The 15,670-nt window shown below is 56.0% G+C and carries 13 protein-coding genes; 11 read left to right on the top strand and 2 right to left on the bottom strand.

What is annotated here, in order from left to right:
* Positions 1-15 precede the first annotated feature (15 nt).
* From A6A26_RS23120 to A6A26_RS23110, 3 genes are read left to right on the top strand one after another with little or no spacing between them, the layout of a single operon-like run.
* Positions 16-1,008, top strand: coding sequence for an ABC transporter substrate-binding protein (locus A6A26_RS23120; protein ID WP_063880907.1), 993 nt, complete (start codon positions 16-18; stop codon positions 1,006-1,008).
* A gap of 2 nt (positions 1,009-1,010) precedes the next feature.
* Positions 1,011-2,753, top strand: coding sequence for an ABC transporter permease (locus A6A26_RS23115; RefSeq protein WP_063880906.1), 1,743 nt, complete (start codon positions 1,011-1,013; stop codon positions 2,751-2,753).
* Positions 2,741-3,829 (top strand): MBL fold metallo-hydrolase, encoded by a 1,089-nt coding sequence (locus A6A26_RS23110; RefSeq protein ID WP_063880905.1) that lies wholly within the window; start codon positions 2,741-2,743, stop codon positions 3,827-3,829. Before A6A26_RS23115 ends, A6A26_RS23110 begins: the two co-directional genes overlap by 13 nt.
* Before the next feature lie 15 nt (positions 3,830-3,844).
* On the opposite strand, the gene A6A26_RS23105 is transcribed toward A6A26_RS23110, so the two are convergent.
* A complete protein-coding gene (locus A6A26_RS23105; RefSeq protein WP_063880904.1) occupies positions 3,845-4,909 on the bottom strand; it encodes a LacI family DNA-binding transcriptional regulator in 1,065 nt (354 codons plus the stop codon).
* 220 nt (positions 4,910-5,129) lie between these two features.
* On the opposite strand from A6A26_RS23105, the gene A6A26_RS23100 reads away from it, so the two are divergent.
* Both A6A26_RS23100 and A6A26_RS23095 read left to right on the top strand, forming a co-directional pair.
* Positions 5,130-6,437: an MFS transporter gene (locus A6A26_RS23100; protein WP_063880903.1), complete on the top strand. Its 1,308-nt coding sequence runs from the start codon at positions 5,130-5,132 to the stop codon at positions 6,435-6,437.
* A 10-nt stretch (positions 6,438-6,447) separates the two neighbouring features.
* Positions 6,448-8,811, top strand: coding sequence for a glycoside hydrolase family 31 protein (locus A6A26_RS23095; protein ID WP_063880902.1), 2,364 nt, complete (start codon positions 6,448-6,450; stop codon positions 8,809-8,811).
* Between the two features lie 70 nt (positions 8,812-8,881).
* Here the strand turns inward: A6A26_RS23095 and ftnA are convergent, their stop codons facing one another.
* Positions 8,882-9,388, bottom strand: coding sequence for a non-heme ferritin (gene ftnA / locus A6A26_RS23090; RefSeq protein WP_063880901.1), 507 nt, complete (start codon positions 9,386-9,388; stop codon positions 8,882-8,884).
* Between the two features lie 444 nt (positions 9,389-9,832).
* Here ftnA and A6A26_RS23085 point away from each other — a divergent pair, with 444 nt between their 5' ends.
* The 6 genes from A6A26_RS23085 to A6A26_RS23065 all read left to right on the top strand — a co-directional run bounded on the left by A6A26_RS23085 (position 9,833) and on the right by A6A26_RS23065 (position 15,567).
* A complete protein-coding gene (locus tag A6A26_RS23085) occupies positions 9,833-10,432 on the top strand; it encodes a pentapeptide repeat-containing protein (RefSeq protein ID WP_063880900.1) in 600 nt (199 codons plus the stop codon).
* 355 nt (positions 10,433-10,787) lie between these two features.
* Complete coding sequence (gene prfC, locus A6A26_RS23080) at positions 10,788-12,374, top strand: peptide chain release factor 3 (protein ID WP_063881256.1); 1,587 nt, start codon at positions 10,788-10,790, stop codon at positions 12,372-12,374.
* A gap of 256 nt (positions 12,375-12,630) precedes the next feature.
* Positions 12,631-13,245 carry a molecular chaperone OsmY gene (osmY, locus tag A6A26_RS23075; protein ID WP_063880899.1) on the top strand — a complete coding sequence of 205 codons (615 nt, stop codon included), beginning with the start codon at positions 12,631-12,633 and terminating at the stop codon, positions 13,243-13,245.
* A 100-nt stretch (positions 13,246-13,345) separates the two neighbouring features.
* Positions 13,346-13,507: a DUF1328 domain-containing protein gene (locus tag A6A26_RS25055; RefSeq protein ID WP_003848537.1), complete on the top strand. Its 162-nt coding sequence runs from the start codon at positions 13,346-13,348 to the stop codon at positions 13,505-13,507.
* 240 nt (positions 13,508-13,747) lie between these two features.
* A complete protein-coding gene (locus A6A26_RS23070) occupies positions 13,748-14,797 on the top strand; it encodes a patatin-like phospholipase family protein (RefSeq protein ID WP_063880898.1) in 1,050 nt (349 codons plus the stop codon).
* On the top strand, positions 14,794-15,567 hold the full coding sequence (locus A6A26_RS23065; RefSeq protein WP_063880897.1) for a TatD family hydrolase: 774 nt from the start codon (positions 14,794-14,796) through the stop codon (positions 15,565-15,567). The genes A6A26_RS23070 and A6A26_RS23065 overlap by 4 nt, the downstream gene beginning before the upstream one ends.
* Positions 15,568-15,670: the final 103 nt, after the last annotated feature.

Raw genomic sequence — 15,670 nt, 5'->3', positions numbered from 1 at the left:
AGGACTTCAGACAATATGAAAAAGGTCATTCTTACCTCGCTACTGTTCACGGCTGTGCTGACAGGTTCAACGCTGGCGCAGGCGGCTGACAAGCCCAGCGGCAAGCTGGTGGTGTACACCTCGCAGGCACAGGAAATTGCGCAGCAAACCATGGATGCGTTCAAAGCCGCTTATCCCGCGATTCAGGTGGAATGGACGCGCAACGGCACCACGCAGTTAATGAATGTCCTGCACACGGAAATGATGAGCGGCAAGGTCAAGCCTGACGTGCTGCTGGTGGCGGATGCCATCAACCTCGGCGCGCTGAAGAAAGAGAAGCAGCTGTATGCGTATCAGGATGCGCCCGTGGATCACCTGAAGCCTGCGTTTTATGACCGTGATAAAACCTTTTTTGGTACCAAGATCATCGCCACCGTGATTGCCTATAACACGCAACGTGCCAAACCGGTCAACAGCTGGAAAGCGTTGCTCAATGCTGATAACAAAGGGCAAATAGCCGTACCCAGCCCGCTTTACTCCGGGGCGGCCCTGTATAAACTGCACACCGATATTACGACGCCGGACATCGGCTGGAACTTCTATAAGCAGTTGGCGGCGCTGGGTATTGCACCGCAGGGCGGCAACGGACCGGCTTTAAAAGCCGTGGCCAGCGGGATGGATAAATATGGCGTGATTACCGATGCTGACATCATCCGGGCCAAAAAACAGGGTTCGCCCATCGACCTGGTTTATCCCGAAGAAGGGGTTTCTTACGTCACCGAACCGGTTGCCATTATGAAATCGGTACATAACCTGCCTGCCGCCAAAGCCTTTGTGGACTTTTTACTCTCCGAACAGGGGCAGAAACTGGTGGTGCAGCAGGGTAACCGGCCGGTCGATGACCGCGTTGCCGCGCCTGAAGGATTTGTCCCTGTCGACCAGATCAAACTCCTGACGCCGGACGTTGAGAAGGCGGTTGCGGACGATGCGCAGGTGCGGGAGCAGTTTACCGCGCTGTTTGGTGGCTGAGCATGAGCGTGCTGAGTAACGACTGTCGGCCCCGCCGTTTGCAGCCCGCACGCTGGCGTTTTCGCGCCGAGCCGTGGGTGCTGGGGCTGCTGGTGCTGACGATCGGACTGCTCTCCGTCGCGCCCTTTGGGCGGCTGATCTGGACAGCGGTGGCGCCGCAGGGCGTGCCGGATCTGGCCCGGCTGACGCAGTTGCTGGTCAGCCGTCGGGTGCTCAGCGCCACGCTAAATACGTTAAGCGTCGGGCTGAGCGCCACCCTGCTGTCGCTGCTGCTCGGCACATTTGCCGCCTGGCTGGTCGCGCTGAGCGATATGCGCGCCAAAGCGGCCTGGGTCTTTGCGTTTATCTTACCGTTAATGATTCCGCCGCAGGTGACGGCGCTCGCCTGGCTCCAGGCACTGGCACCGGGTAGCCTGCTGGCATCGCTGTTTCAGCGGCTGGATTTACCCTGGTTTGCGCCGGGTGAGCAGCCGCTCTGTTCATGGGGCGGAATCGTGTTGCTGCTGGGTTTGCACAATGCGCCGCTGGTGTTTCTGACGGTGCGAGCCGGTCTTCGGCGTTTACCCGCCGAACTGGTGGAGGCGGCGCAGATCAGCGGTGCATCGCACGGGCAAATCCTGCGCACCATCATTCTGCCGCTGGCGCGCCCCGCCATTTTTGCCGGGGCGGCGCTGGCATTTGTGGCGGCCGTCGGTAATTTTGGTATTCAGGCGATGTTGGGCATTCCGGCGCGTTTACCGACCTTAATTACCCTGGTCTATCAACAGCTCAACGCCATCGGCCCCAGCGCGTTGCCGGATACCGCCGTCTATTCCTTGCTGATTGCGCTGATCACGCTGACCGGCATGATGCTAAGCGCCTGGCTGGGCGGTCGACAGGATGTCCGGGTCAGTGGCTCGCCGCGCCCGTTCCATCAACCGCTAAAAGGCGCTCGCCTGCCCACGGAAATCATGGCCTGGCTGTGGATGGCCGCCACGCTCATCATGCCCGTCAGCGCGCTGCTGACCACGGCGCTGACGCGGGGTTTTGGTCAGGCTTTAACGTGGCAAACCCTGACGCTGGAGAACATTTACCAGGCGCTGTGGGGCTATCCTGCAATCCGTCATGCTTTCGCGACCAGCCTGTGGCTGACCTCCCTGGCGACGCTGATCCTGACCACCATGGCGTTGTTTCTGGCTTTTTTCCTGAGCTGGCAGCGCACCCGGCTGGTTCGCGGCCTGTGGTTTGCCAGTGAACTGACGTACGCGCTGCCCGGCATTGTGACAGGCGTGGCGGCCATACTGTTCTTTCTGCCGCCGCTTCCGCTGCTGGAGGTGTCGATTTACGGCACGGTCTGGATCATTCTTGCTGCCTATCTGTCCAACTTTCTGGCTTTAGTCTTGCGGCCCACGCTGGCAGGCTTCGCACAAATTGAGCCGTCGCTGGACGAAGCCGCCCGTCTGTGCGGGGCTGGTTTTATGCGTCGTATGCGCGATATTTTACTGCCGCTGGCGGCACCGTCGGCGCTGGCGGGAAGCCTGTTGGTGTTTCTGACCGCGCTAAATGAAATTCAGGTATCGGTGCTGCTGGTGACGTCTGACACACAAACCCTGGGGCCTACCATCATCTTTCTCGATGAAGGCGGTTCCGCCCCGCTGGCTGCCGCCGTGGGATGCCTGATGATTCTGGTTGTTCTGACCTTAATGCTGCTGGCAACGCGTCTGACGCGCCGCCTGCCGCAGGGAGTATTGCCATGGCAAGCCTGACGGTGGTGAGCGGCGTGGGCGGTAAATTGCCCGCCGCTTTCCTGCTTGAGATTCAGGGATATCGCCTGTTGTGGGACCTGGGCGCGGGGCCTGAACCGGGCGTAAAGCCGGATCTGACTAAGACAGGCCAGGTTGATGCGATTTGCCTTACCCACTCCCACGGCGACCATGCCGGTGCGCTCGACAGCTGGCAACAACTGGGATCGCCGCCGGTTTATGCTACGGAGCTGACCTGGCAGCAGTTGGCTGCTTGCCCGGTGCCCGCCCGCTGGCGGCATTCTCTGCCGTTGCACGGGCAGTGCGCGATGGGGCCGCTTAACCTGTTTACCGGCCGGAGCGGCCACTCGCCCGGCTCCGTCTGGTTGCACCTGGCGGTCGCGGGCGGGATTACCTATATGGGAGACTGGAGCTGTGAGTCGCTGCTGCTGCCTTTTGACCGGCCGCCACGGGCGCGCTGGCTGATTACCGATGCATCCTACGGCGACCGCAATCAGCGTCTGGATCAGCAGGTTGATGCCCTGGTGCAGGCAGCCCGAAAAGGCGCGGTGGTCACGGCGCCGTTGCATGGCAGAGGTCCGGAGATGGCATTACGGCTGCGTAGCCAGGGTTTACCTGTCGTGCTTTGCCCGCAGGTACGTGAGGAAGTGTCACAGCTGCTGGCGCAAAATACATTACCTGCCGCTACCGCGCTGGCGTTACTGCCGCTACTGCGCGAGCCGACGCCAACGCAATGGCGGCCTGACAGCATTATTGTCGCAGCCGATGCGGTGGCAGACAGTGGCCTGGCTGCCACGCTGAGCCAGCGACCCGAATTCAATCTGATTTTTAGTAGCCATGTGGCGCGCGGCACGCGGGCCTTCGAGATGCTGCAAAACGGGTTGGCGCAGTGGCTACCCTGGAATGTTCACCCACCACTGGACGATCAACTGGCGCTGATCCAACACAGCGGGGCGGAACAGGTGATCCCCGCTTTTGTCGAGCCGGCGTTGTGTCAGCAGTTAATCGCCCGAACGCCCGCGACGCTGAACTGGCAGCGTCATTTCACGCTGTCATCCCGCTGGGAAAGCTTTGCCTGAGCGCGCGATGCCTCCTCAGCTGTAAAGCCCGTGTTGCTGCACCGAGGCATGGCCCGGATTATCCCGGATGCGGCGGACAGAGTCGCGTACCACCAGCTTGCCGTTCAGCAGCAGATTGCCGGGTGGCAGGTCCGGGTCTAAACGCAGGGCCTGAAGGACTTTGACCGCGGCTTCTCCCAGCTCATCCCGCGGCACCTGCACCGAGGTTAACGGAATCTCCTGTACGGTCGCCAGATTAAAACCATCCATGCTCATGACGGACACATCCTGCGGCACCCGCAGGCCGGCCTGTTGTAATGCCTGCACGGTTCCCGCCGCAATATAATCCCCACTTGCCAGAATCGCCGTGGGCCGCTGTGCCTGAGGACAATGACGCAGATATTCACCCAGACAGGCGCTGGCTTCGCTGCTGCTAAAGCTGTTGAGCGTAATCAGGTGCTGGCGGCTGTCGAAGCGCAGATTCATGGCATGCCAGGCATCGCGCACTCCCTGCAGCCGCTGCTCCATGGTGTAACGTCGCAAACAGTGCAGCGACAGAATTTGCCGGTGACCCTGTTCAAACAAATAGCGCGCCGAAAACTCGCCAATGAGCTGATGATCGGGCGATACCGAGGGCAGCCGCATTCGGCGATCGCGGGCATTGATCAGCACGCAGGGCTTATTCATTTCGGCTGCCAACTGATGGATGTGCTCGTCGTCGATACCGATTAACAGCGCCGCCTCCGTCTGCTGCATCTTGTCGATAAACAGGGCGGCATCGCTTTCCACCTCTTCCAGCGGACAGTAGCGCAGCCGGACATCGTGCGGTTTGACGGCCTCGCTGATGCCCTGGATCACCTTGTAATAAAAGATATCCGTGCGGATATCAAACGCGCGCGGTGGTGCAAACACCATCAGATCATTAAGCAGCAGCCGCCCATGATGAAGGTTGTCCAGTACGCCTTGCTGTTGGGCAATGCGCAGGACTTTATCGCGCGTGGCGGTGCGGATATTGGCTTTCCCGGCCAGGACGCGAGAAACCGTGCTGACTGACACGCCGCTCAGGGCGGCAATCTCGCTCACTTTTAAGCTTTGTTTCATTCTGTGATCGCCCTCAAATCTGCAAATGAAAAAATTTTCATAACGTGCTGAATCGTGTCCCTACTGGTCTGAGAGGGGTTTTTTGTTATTTCCAGATAGTGTCATGAAAAGAGTTGCAAAAAATGGGCTGTACCCACGTTTTGCGCTTTTTTAAGGTCGGATCAGACAAAAAGGTTTGCTTCGCGGCAACGCGGTTATTACTGGCTACAGGAGTTTCATCATGAGTCTCGACTCGACCACCCGCACCAGCGCATCGCGCACGGTGCGGGTTATTAAAAATCTGCGCTGGTGGATGCTGGGTATGTTCCTGCTGGGCGTGACGGTGAACTACATCACCCGTAACTCCCTGGGCATTTTGGCCCCCGAACTGAAAAACACCCTGAATATGACTACGGAACAATATTCCTGGGTGGTAGCCGCCTTTCAGCTGGCCTATACGCTGTTTCAGCCTCTTTGCGGTTGGTTAATCGATATTATCGGCCTGAAGATGGGCTTTTTAATCTGCGCCGTTATCTGGTCCATTACCTGTCTGCTGCACGCCGGAGCCGGAAGCTGGCTGCATCTGGCGCTACTGCGCTTTGTGATGGGGGCATCCGAGGCCGCAGCCACGCCTGCGAATGCCAAAGCCATTGGGGAATGGTTTCCGAAAAAGGAACGACCGGTAGCAGCAGGCTGGGCTGGCGTGGGGTTCTCCATTGGCGCGATGCTGGCACCGCCCATTATTTATGTCGCGCATATCTCGTTTGGCTGGCAGGGCGCATTTCTGCTGACCGGTGGGCTGGGCCTGATCTGGGTCGCGCTCTGGTGGTGGGGTTATCACTCACCTGAACATCATCCGCGTCTGTCGGAGGAAGAACGGGCGTTTATCACCCAGGACAAAGAAGTCATCGGCGAAAAGCTGCCGTTTTTCACCGCCATGAAAGAGATTGGTAAAGAGAAGAAATTTTACGGTATTGCCATTCCGGCCTTTCTGGCTGAACCCGCATGGGCGGTACTGAGCTTCTGGGTGCCGCTCTACCTGGCCAACGAACGCGGCATGGATCTGAAACAGATCGTGATGTTTGCCTGGCTACCCTTCCTGGCTGCGGATCTGGGCAGCATCGCCAGTGGTTATCTGACCAAACTCTATGTGCGCTGGTTTGGCTGCTCCCGCGTCAACTCTATCGTTGCCAGTTCTGTGACCGGGGCTGCCCTGATGATCTCTCTGGCACTGATGACGCTGGTTAAAGATCCCTATCTGGCCATCGCCCTGATCTCCATCGGCGGGTTCGGTCACCAGGTGATCTCCTGCATGTTGAGTGCGCTGGTGGTCGAGCGTTTTGATCGCCGCCAGATGGCAACGGTTAACGGGATGCGCGGCTCCTGTGCCTGGATCGCCAGCTTTATTTTCTCGCTGATTATCGGCGTCACGGCCGACACCATTGGCTTTAATCCCCTGTTTATTGCCATGGGCTTTTTTGACCTGATTGGCGCGGTTTTCCTGGTGATGTTTATCGCCGAACGCCGCCAACGTACTGCTAAAAATTGAGGGTAACCTGATGAAAACGCTTAAGACATGGACGCTTCATCACCAGGCGGCGAATTTCGTCGAACTGAAAGTCGAGCAACGTCACTTTTTACGTATTTACGTATTAGAAAATGGCCTGATGCGCGTGCTGCTGAAACGCGATGGAGAGCTGGCACTCAACCGCACCTGGAGCATTGCTCCCCAGGAGGATGTGCCATGGGAGGGACGCGATCGCGAATCGCTGGAAGGCTTCACGCTGCCCGCTTTTACCGTTGAGCAGGAGGCGCAGCAAATCCGTCTGGCCACTGACCGGCTGCGCGTCACCGTGCATTATCCGCTGTGCCTCAGCTGGGAACATTTTGACGGCACTGGCTGGCAACCGCTGGCGGTCGATCGCCATACCGGGGCTTACCTGCTGAACATGCATGGCGATGGCGTGGAACATTATCAGCGCCGTCAGCCGCAGGATCGGGTTTACGGCCTGGGTGAAAAAAGTGGCGACCTCAACCGGGTTAACCGTCGTTATGAGATGCGTAACCTGGACGCCATGGGCTATAACGCGGCCAGTACCGATCCGCTCTACAAGCATATTCCCTTCACGCTGACCCAGCGTGACGGCGTCAGCTTTGGCCTGTTTTACGATAACCTCAGCAGCAGCTGGCTGGATCTGGGCAATGAGTTAGATAATTACCATCTGCCTTATCGTCGCTACCGTGCGGAGGCGGGCGATCTGGATTACTACATGATGCTGGGCCCGACGCTGCTGGACGTCACCAAGGCCTTTGTTCGCCTTACCGGTCGTACCCTGTTTCAGCCGAAGTGGAGCCTGGGCTATAGCGGTTCCACCATGCACTACACGGATGCGCCTGATGCGCAGCAGCAACTCCTGTCCTTTATCCAGCTGTGCCGTGAGCATGAAATTCCCTGCGATTCGTTTCAGCTGTCGTCGGGTTACACCTCCATTAACAACAAACGCTACGTGTTTAACTGGAACTACGACAAGGTGCCGAACCCGGAGGGGATGAGCGCTTCTTTCCATCAGGCCGGGATGAAGCTGGCAGCCAATATCAAGCCTTGTCTGCTGCAGGATCATCCCCGTTACAAAGAAGTGGCGGACCAGGGACTGTTTATCCGCGATTCGGAACATGACCGGCCTGAACGCTCGGTGTTCTGGGATGACGAAGGCTCGCATCTGGATTTTACCCATCCACAAACCGTGGCGTGGTGGCAGCAAAACGTCACTGAGCAGTTGCTGAAAAAAGGCATCGATTCAACCTGGAACGACAATAACGAATATGAAGTCTGGGACGGTGAAGCGCGCTGCTATGGCTTTGGTCAGCCCATCGCCATCAAGCATATTCGTCCGGTGATGCCGCTACTGATGATGCGGGCCTCGATGGAAGCTCAGCAGCGCTTTGCCCCAGAGAAACGGCCGTATCTGATCTCGCGCTCTGGCTGTGCAGGGATGCAGCGCTATGTGCAGACCTGGAGCGGCGACAACCGGACAAACTGGCAAACCCTGCGCTACAACATCCGCATGGGATTAGGGATGAGCCTGTCAGGCCTGTTTAACGTGGGGCACGATGTGGGCGGCTTTGCCGGGGATAAACCCGATCCGGAGCTGTTTGTACGCTGGGTGCAGAATGGCGTGATGCATCCACGGTTTACCATTCACTCCTGGAATGACGATCATACGGTGAACGAGCCCTGGATGTATCCGGAAGCCACACCGATGATCCGCGAGGCGATCCGCCTGCGTTATCGTCTGATGCCCTATCTGTATACGCTTGCCTGGCAGGCCAGCGAGCAGGATGAACCCATGCTGCGGCCGACCTTCCTCGATCATGAGGACGATCCCCGTACGTACGACGAGTGCGATGATTTTATGCTGGGACGCGATCTGCTGGTGGCCAGCGTGGTGGAGCAGGGCGCACGCCAGCGCCAGGTTTATCTGCCGGAAAATACCCACGGCTGGTATGACTGGCACACCGGCAACTGGCTGGCGGGCGGACAAACCGTGACGCTGGATGCACCGCTGGATCGGTTGCCGTTGCTGGTCCGTGCCGGGGCCGCACTCCCACTGGGACAGTGCGAAACCACCACCGATGCGCAACGTGATAACGTGCGTGAGCTGCAGATTTGGCCTGTGCCGGGCGATGCCACCACCCAGGGTGAGGTGTTCGATGACGACGGCGAAACCCACGGTTGGCAGAAAGGCAAGGCGTTATGGTTGAACTGGTCTTTAACCAGTAGCGCGTCACGGCTGGATCTGACCATTGAAAAGCGCGGCGATTATCTGCCGGCGTGGCGTGAGATAGCGATTATGTTGCCGCCGGGTGAGCAGCGTTCGCTGTGGATCAACGGTGAAAGGACGTCATGTTATCGGCTGGCGTAAGCGATAGCGCATCAGGCTGTCGTCATCCGCAATATTGATAACCGGCCCACCTGCGTGGGCCGGTTTATGTTCAGGCTGAGTGGTTTTCGGTGCTCATGCGTCCAAGGTCTTTATCGACCAGGAACAGACCGTTACCGCTGTCGCCCACCATCGCCAGTTTATCCAGCACGGTTTTAAACAGTTTCTCTTCTTCATGCTGTTCTGCAACATACCACTGCAGGAAGTTGAAGGTTGAATAGTCCTGCGTCGTCATGGCAGAGTGCGCCAGTTCGTTGATTTTGCTGGTGATCAGCTTTTCGTGATCCAGCGCCTGAATCAACACTTCGTTCAGCGAATTGTAAGCAACGGGCGGTGCAGCAATGCTGCCCAGCACCGGCATACCACCTGTATCACTCAGATAGTCGAACAGGCGCTGCATGTGTTGCATCTCTTCACGCGAATGCATTTTCAGGAAGGACGCTGCGCCCTCGTAGCCTTTATCGCTGCACCACGCACTCATTTGTAAATAGAGATTGGCGGAGAAGAATTCCAGGTTCAGCTGGTCGTTTAAACGTCCAGTCATTTCAGCAGTCAGCATGGCCGCGTCCTTTTGATAGTCATTAAATTAGTGGTGAATTATGCAACAGTCTGGTAACGAATGGGAAGCCTTTTGTTGAAAAAGTTGCAATTTATCTGATTGATTTAAAAAGAATTATTTCAACTGTTGAATGCGAGCGATTATCATTGTGGTCTGCTTTTCGCGCGGTCAATTTTCTCCCTGAATGTTAGCCAGGCGGGGCGTGCGCCGATCCTCTGCGATGTTGCGGACGGCTGAGGCGCAGTCTGTATGCGGCCTGGGGAGGCGACAGAGGAAAATCAGGTACGCGATCGGACCGCGCGTTTTTTTGCCCGCCACGCTGAACAGACATGTTCGATGACGGTTCATGAGGCAAAATGTGAAGGGTGATCGTGAGAAGGTTCTGTCGCGAAAAAATCGCATAAGCTTTTGGTAAAATGCCACCGTTAACCGATAAGGGTGAATATGCAACGTATCGACAGTCACGCTGAATTTTATGATACCCATTTTTCAAAAGAGGATTTCACCGGTCTGACCATCGCTGAAACCCATTTTGAAGACTGCGACTTTAGTAACGTCAACTTCACCTCTGCGCAGTTTACCGCCTGTAAGTTCATTAACTGCACTTTCAGTCACTGTAATCTGAGCCTGTTGGATGCGCCGAATACCCGCTTTTATGGCCTGCAGTTCACGGAGTGCAAGCTGACCGGCATCGACTGGACTAAAGCCTACTGGCCTGATTTTCATCTGGATCATGAGCTGTATTTTGTGAACTGCATGCTGACCAGCGCGTCCTTTTATGGCCTTAAGCTTCAGGGGCTAAAAATGGAGGCGTGCAGAGTGGCGGAGGTTGACTTCAGAGAGTGCGATCTGACTGGCGCAACGTTCAGCGGATCGGAGCTGACAGGCAGCTTATTCAATCACACGCTGTTGCGGGGCGCCGATTTTACCGACGCATGGAATTACAGCATTGATGTCTTAAACAATACGGTCACTAAAGCCAAATTTTCGCGCCTTGAGGCGGTGTCTCTGCTGGAAAGCTTAGGGATTGAATTGGTGGATTAACCGGCACCGGGCCGCAGTGACGTGGGGGTTTTCACTTTCACAGCCGTGGCTGGCGGCAGGATGACTGCGCCGCGCGCCTGGGCCGCCGCATCCGTGCTAAGCCTCGTTGAGCGGAGTTTCAGGCCGACGTGACTTTCTCTTCGGTACGCTGTAGGCCATTAGCACAAAATATTGTATGCTATGCCGCCTTAAAGTTGACCAGGTAACCGGAAGCACGCCAATGTAACTTTGCGCTCACCCCGCGACGACATAAAGTCGCATTTGGCACCGTTTACCTGCCGGTAAGGTTCTGCCGGCCACCGTGATTTATCTGCTGCGCCTGTTAGTGCGTGGCTACGTTGAGAAGAATTCACTCATGTCTAATCCCTTTTTAGAAGAGGTGGCACGCCGCCGCACCTTCGCAATTATCTCACACCCGGATGCCGGTAAAACCACCATTACCGAAAAAGTCCTGCTGTTCGGACAGGCAATTCAGACCGCCGGAACGGTAAAAGGCCGTGGCTCTAACCAGCATGCTAAGTCTGACTGGATGGAGATGGAAAAGCAGCGTGGTATTTCGATTACGACGTCGGTTATGCAGTTTCCCTATCGTGACAGCCTGGTAAACCTGCTGGATACGCCGGGGCACGAAGACTTTTCTGAAGATACCTACCGTACGCTGACTGCCGTTGACTGCTGTCTGATGGTGATCGATGCGGCAAAAGGCGTTGAAGATCGTACCCGCAAGCTGATGGAAGTCACCCGTCTGCGTGATACGCCCATCCTCACCTTTATGAACAAACTCGACCGTGACATCCGCGATCCGATGGAAGTGCTGGATGAAGTGGAAAGCGAGTTAAAAATTGCCTGTGCGCCCATCACCTGGCCGATAGGCTGCGGTAAGTTGTTTAAAGGGGTTTATCACCTTTATAAAGATGAAACCTATCTCTATCAGACCGGTAAAGGGCACACCATTCAGGAAGTCCGCACCGTCAAAGGCCTGGATAACCCAGAGCTCGACGCGGCGGTAGGCGAAGAGCTGGCCGCTCAGTTGCGTGACGAGCTGGAGCTGGTGCAGGGTGCTTCAAACGAATTTGATGAAGAGGCATTTCTTAGCGGTCAGCTCTCTCCGGTGTTCTTTGGAACCGCGCTGGGTAACTTCGGCGTAGATCATATGCTGGATGGCCTGGTAGCGTGGGCGCCACGTCCCATGCCGCGCGATACCGATACCCGCAAGGTTGAAGCCAAAGAAGAGAAGTTCACCGGCTTCGTGTTTAAGATTCAGGCCAACATGGACCCTAAACACCGTGACCGGGTGGCGTTTATGCGCGTGGTTTCCGGCCGCTATGAAAAAGGCATGAAGCTGCGCCAGGTGCGCACCGGCAAAGACGTGGTGATTTCTGACGCCCTGACCTTTATGGCAGGCGACCGTTCGCATGTGGAAGAAGCCTATCCGGGCGATATCATCGGCCTGCACAACCACGGCACCATTCAGATTGGCGACACCTTTACTCAGGGTGAGAACATGAAGTTCACCGGGATTCCGAACTTCGCCCCAGAACTGTTCCGCCGTATCCGCCTGCGCGATCCGTTGAAGCAAAAGCAGCTGCTGAAAGGGCTGGTACAGCTGTCGGAAGAGGGCGCGGTGCAGGTGTTCCGCCCGGTGCATAACAATGACCTGATTGTGGGCGCTGTGGGTGTACTGCAGTTTGACGTGGTCGTTGCGCGTCTGAAAAGCGAGTACAACGTTGAAGCCATCTATGAGGCAATTAACGTCTCTACGGCGCGTTGGGTCGAGTGCAGTGACGCCAAAAAATTTGAAGATTTCCAGCGTAAAAACGAGGTTAACCTCGCCCTGGATGGCGGTGATAACCTGACCTATATCGCGCCGACCATGGTGAATCTGAACATTACGCAGGAACGCTATCCTGATGTGACGTTCCGCAAAACCCGCGAACATTAATCCGCGCCTGCAGGGCCATTCCAGCGCGGGATGGCCCTGTTTTAACAGATACAGAACCCTCCTAAAACACGCTTTTTCCTCGCTTTTGACGCACGATCAACCAGTTACCCAAGCAAATCTCTAAATCCCGACTATGATTACTTCATCGGACGGTTAAAGAGACTTATTTCTCCCTGCGTCCAGTGCCGCAGCAGCACTGTTTGCTGCTCTTGCGCCCACAGTTTTGGGCGAGTTACCAGATAGAAGGATGATATCGATGCACACAACGAAGATTACTAAAACATTGATGGCTGCGATGATCGGTACTGCTCTGCTGAGCGGAAGCGCATTTGCAGAGGAATCCGCGTCTCAGAAAGCGTCACAGACGGCTGACAGCGCCGGTTCTAAAATCGACAGCTCAATGAAATCAGTGGGCGGCTTTATGGATGACAGCGCCGTGACCGCCAAAGCGAAAGCGGCCCTGGTTGATGACGATTCCATCAAAAGCACCGACATTTCTGTCAAAACCCATAAGGGCGTGGTGACGCTGAGCGGTTTTGTCACCTCACAAGACCAGGCTGAAAAAGCCGTGGCCGTGGTGAAAAAAGTGGAAGGCGTGAAATCCGTCAGCGACAAACTGCACGTGAAAGACGCAAAAAATCAGTCAATGAAAGGTTATGCCGGTGACGCTGCTACAACCAGCGAAATTAAAGCTAAGCTATTAGCTGATGACATGGTTCCTTCACGTAACGTGAAAGTTGAAACCACCGATGGTGTGGTTCAGCTCTCAGGTGAAGTGGCGAATCAGGCACAGTCTGACCGTGCTGAGAGCATCGCTAAAGCTATCGAAGGCGTAAAAAGTGTTAAAAATGACCTGAAGGTCAAGTCTTAACACGACCCGGTGCGGCTTCCTCGCGAGGCCGCACTGATAAAAATACCCATCGTTGGGATGAAACAAGCAGTTCAATATTAAAATGGTGAAGGAGAGGCTTATGTTTCGTTGGGGCATTATTTTTCTGGTGATTGCACTGATCGCTGCTGCATTAGGTTTTGGTGGCCTGGCCGGTACCGCAGCCTGGGCTGCTAAAGTGGTCTTCGTGGTGGGTATTATTCTGTTCCTCATCAGCTTGTTCACTGGCCGTAAAAAGCTATAGCGATGACCCAGACAGTTTAATGCTGGCGTAGCCAGTATTAAACGGAGACCAGTTATTTGTAGCGAATGTTATTGTGAAGCAAAGGATGCTTCATATTCGCAACGATGTGTTAAACGGCGCAACGCCAATAGCACAATTTATGGACACCATAGCTGGTTCTCCGTGCTAGTATCGACCCACAATTCTACTCCCTGCATTCCCTACATTTGTCTATCGGGAACCCAATCTGAGGTCGGTACATTGGGTATACGTATTCCCGTGACGCTGGGGGCGATTGAACCCCTTGCTCTCACACCTTTTAAAGCCAGGAAAATCGCCTTAGTCTGCGAGGGCGGCGGTCAACGCGGCATCTTTACCGCTGGCGTTTTAGATGAGTTTCAGCGGGCTAAATTCAACCCCTTCCAGTTACTGCTTGGCACCTCAGCCGGGGCACAGAACCTGTCTGCCTTTGTGTGTGCACAGCCGGGCTACGCACGTCGGGTCATTACGCGCTATACCACCAGCAAGCTGTTTTTCGATCCGCTACGTTTCTTACGTGGGGGCAATCTTATTGACCTCGACTGGTTGATCGATATTACCCGAAGTGAATTTCCCCTGGCGATGAGCAGTGCCGAAACGCTGTTTGCGAACGGGCGCGAATTCTATATGTGTGCCTGTCGCAGTGATGACTATGCGCCCAGTTATTTTGCGCCCACCAGTGATAACTGGCTGGAAATTATTAAAGCTTCCAGTGCGATTCCGGGCTTTTATCGGCTGGGCGTGGATCTGGAAGGAATAAGCTATCTGGATGGCGGCGTCAGTGACGCGATTCCCGTCCGGGAGGCCGCAAAACGCGGCGCGGATACCATTGTGGTGATCCGCACCGTGCCCTCGCAGATGTTTGACACGCCGCGCTGGATGACGCGCATGGAGCGCTGGTTCAACGGCAGTGCGCTGCAGCCGATGATCAATATCCTGCATCATCACGAGCAGAGCTACCGTGAAACCCAGCAGTTTATTGAGAAGCCACCGGGTGATTTACGCATCATCGAAATCTTCCCGCCGCGCGCCTTAGCCAGTAACGCGCTGGGCAGCCGGGTCGCTTCGCTCAATCAGGACTACCATCTTGGACGTCGCTGTGGCCGCTATTTTATGGCCACGCTAGGCCAGTGGCTGAGCGATGCCGAGCCCGCAACCGGGCTGGATATCGTGTTGCCATCAGCGCCGGTGGCGAATGAACCGGAGCGCGCGGCGGTGATCACGCCGTTGGCAGGCAACGATGATGCCTACAGTAAAGGTTCGCTGGCATGAGGTTTGTGGATACCCACTGCCACTTTGATTTTCCGCCGTTCGTGGATGAGGTCGATGCCAGTCTGCGCCAGGCCGCGAACGCGGGCGTTGAAAAAATTATTGTGCCGTCGGTAGAGGCCGGGCGCTTTGACCTGGTTTGCCAGTTAGCCCGCGAGCATCAGCCCCTTTATGCTGCGCTGGGTCTGCATCCGATTGTGATTGAACATCATAAAGAGCCGCACCTCGCTGAGCTTGAAAGGTTGCTGCAACAGCGGCCCGCTAAACTGGTCGCCCTCGGTGAGATCGGTCTGGATCGTTATCGTGAAGATCCCCATTTTGATCAGCAGACATATTTTCTGGATGCGCAGCTGAAGCTGGCGAAACGTTATGATCTGCCGGTAATCCTGCACTCGCGCCGCACGCACGATCAACTGGCGTTGCATCTGCGCCGTCACGATCTTCCGCGCCGCGGCGTCGTGCACGGTTTTGCCGGTAGCCTGCAACAGGCACAGGCATTTATCAAACTCGGCTATGCGATTGGCGTGGGCGGCACCATTACCTATCCTCGTGCCAGTAAAACCCGGCAGACCATTGCGCAGCTACCGCTCTCCTCGCTGTTGCTGGAGACCGATGCACCGGATATGCCCCTCAACGGTTTTCAGGGACAGCCTAACCGGCCAGAGCGTGCCTTTCAGGTGTGGCAGGTGTTGTGTGAACTGCGTGACGAATCGCCCGAGACGATCGCCGATGCGCTATGGCATAACAGCCACAGACTTTTTCTTCTTCCGTAATCCCGCCGGTTTACCCCTTTCTCACCCAAATGTTATAATAGTAACATTCTCAGCGCTGGCTTATACTGGGTTGACTCGGCCGGATAGCGTGCATTAATCCACT

This window comes from Pantoea sp. OXWO6B1, from assembly GCF_001641135.1.
GTDB lineage: Bacteria > Pseudomonadota > Gammaproteobacteria > Enterobacterales > Enterobacteriaceae > Pantoea > Pantoea allii.
Note: the sequence above shows the minus strand (reverse complement) of the source record. Positions and strands in the feature narration are given on the sequence as shown.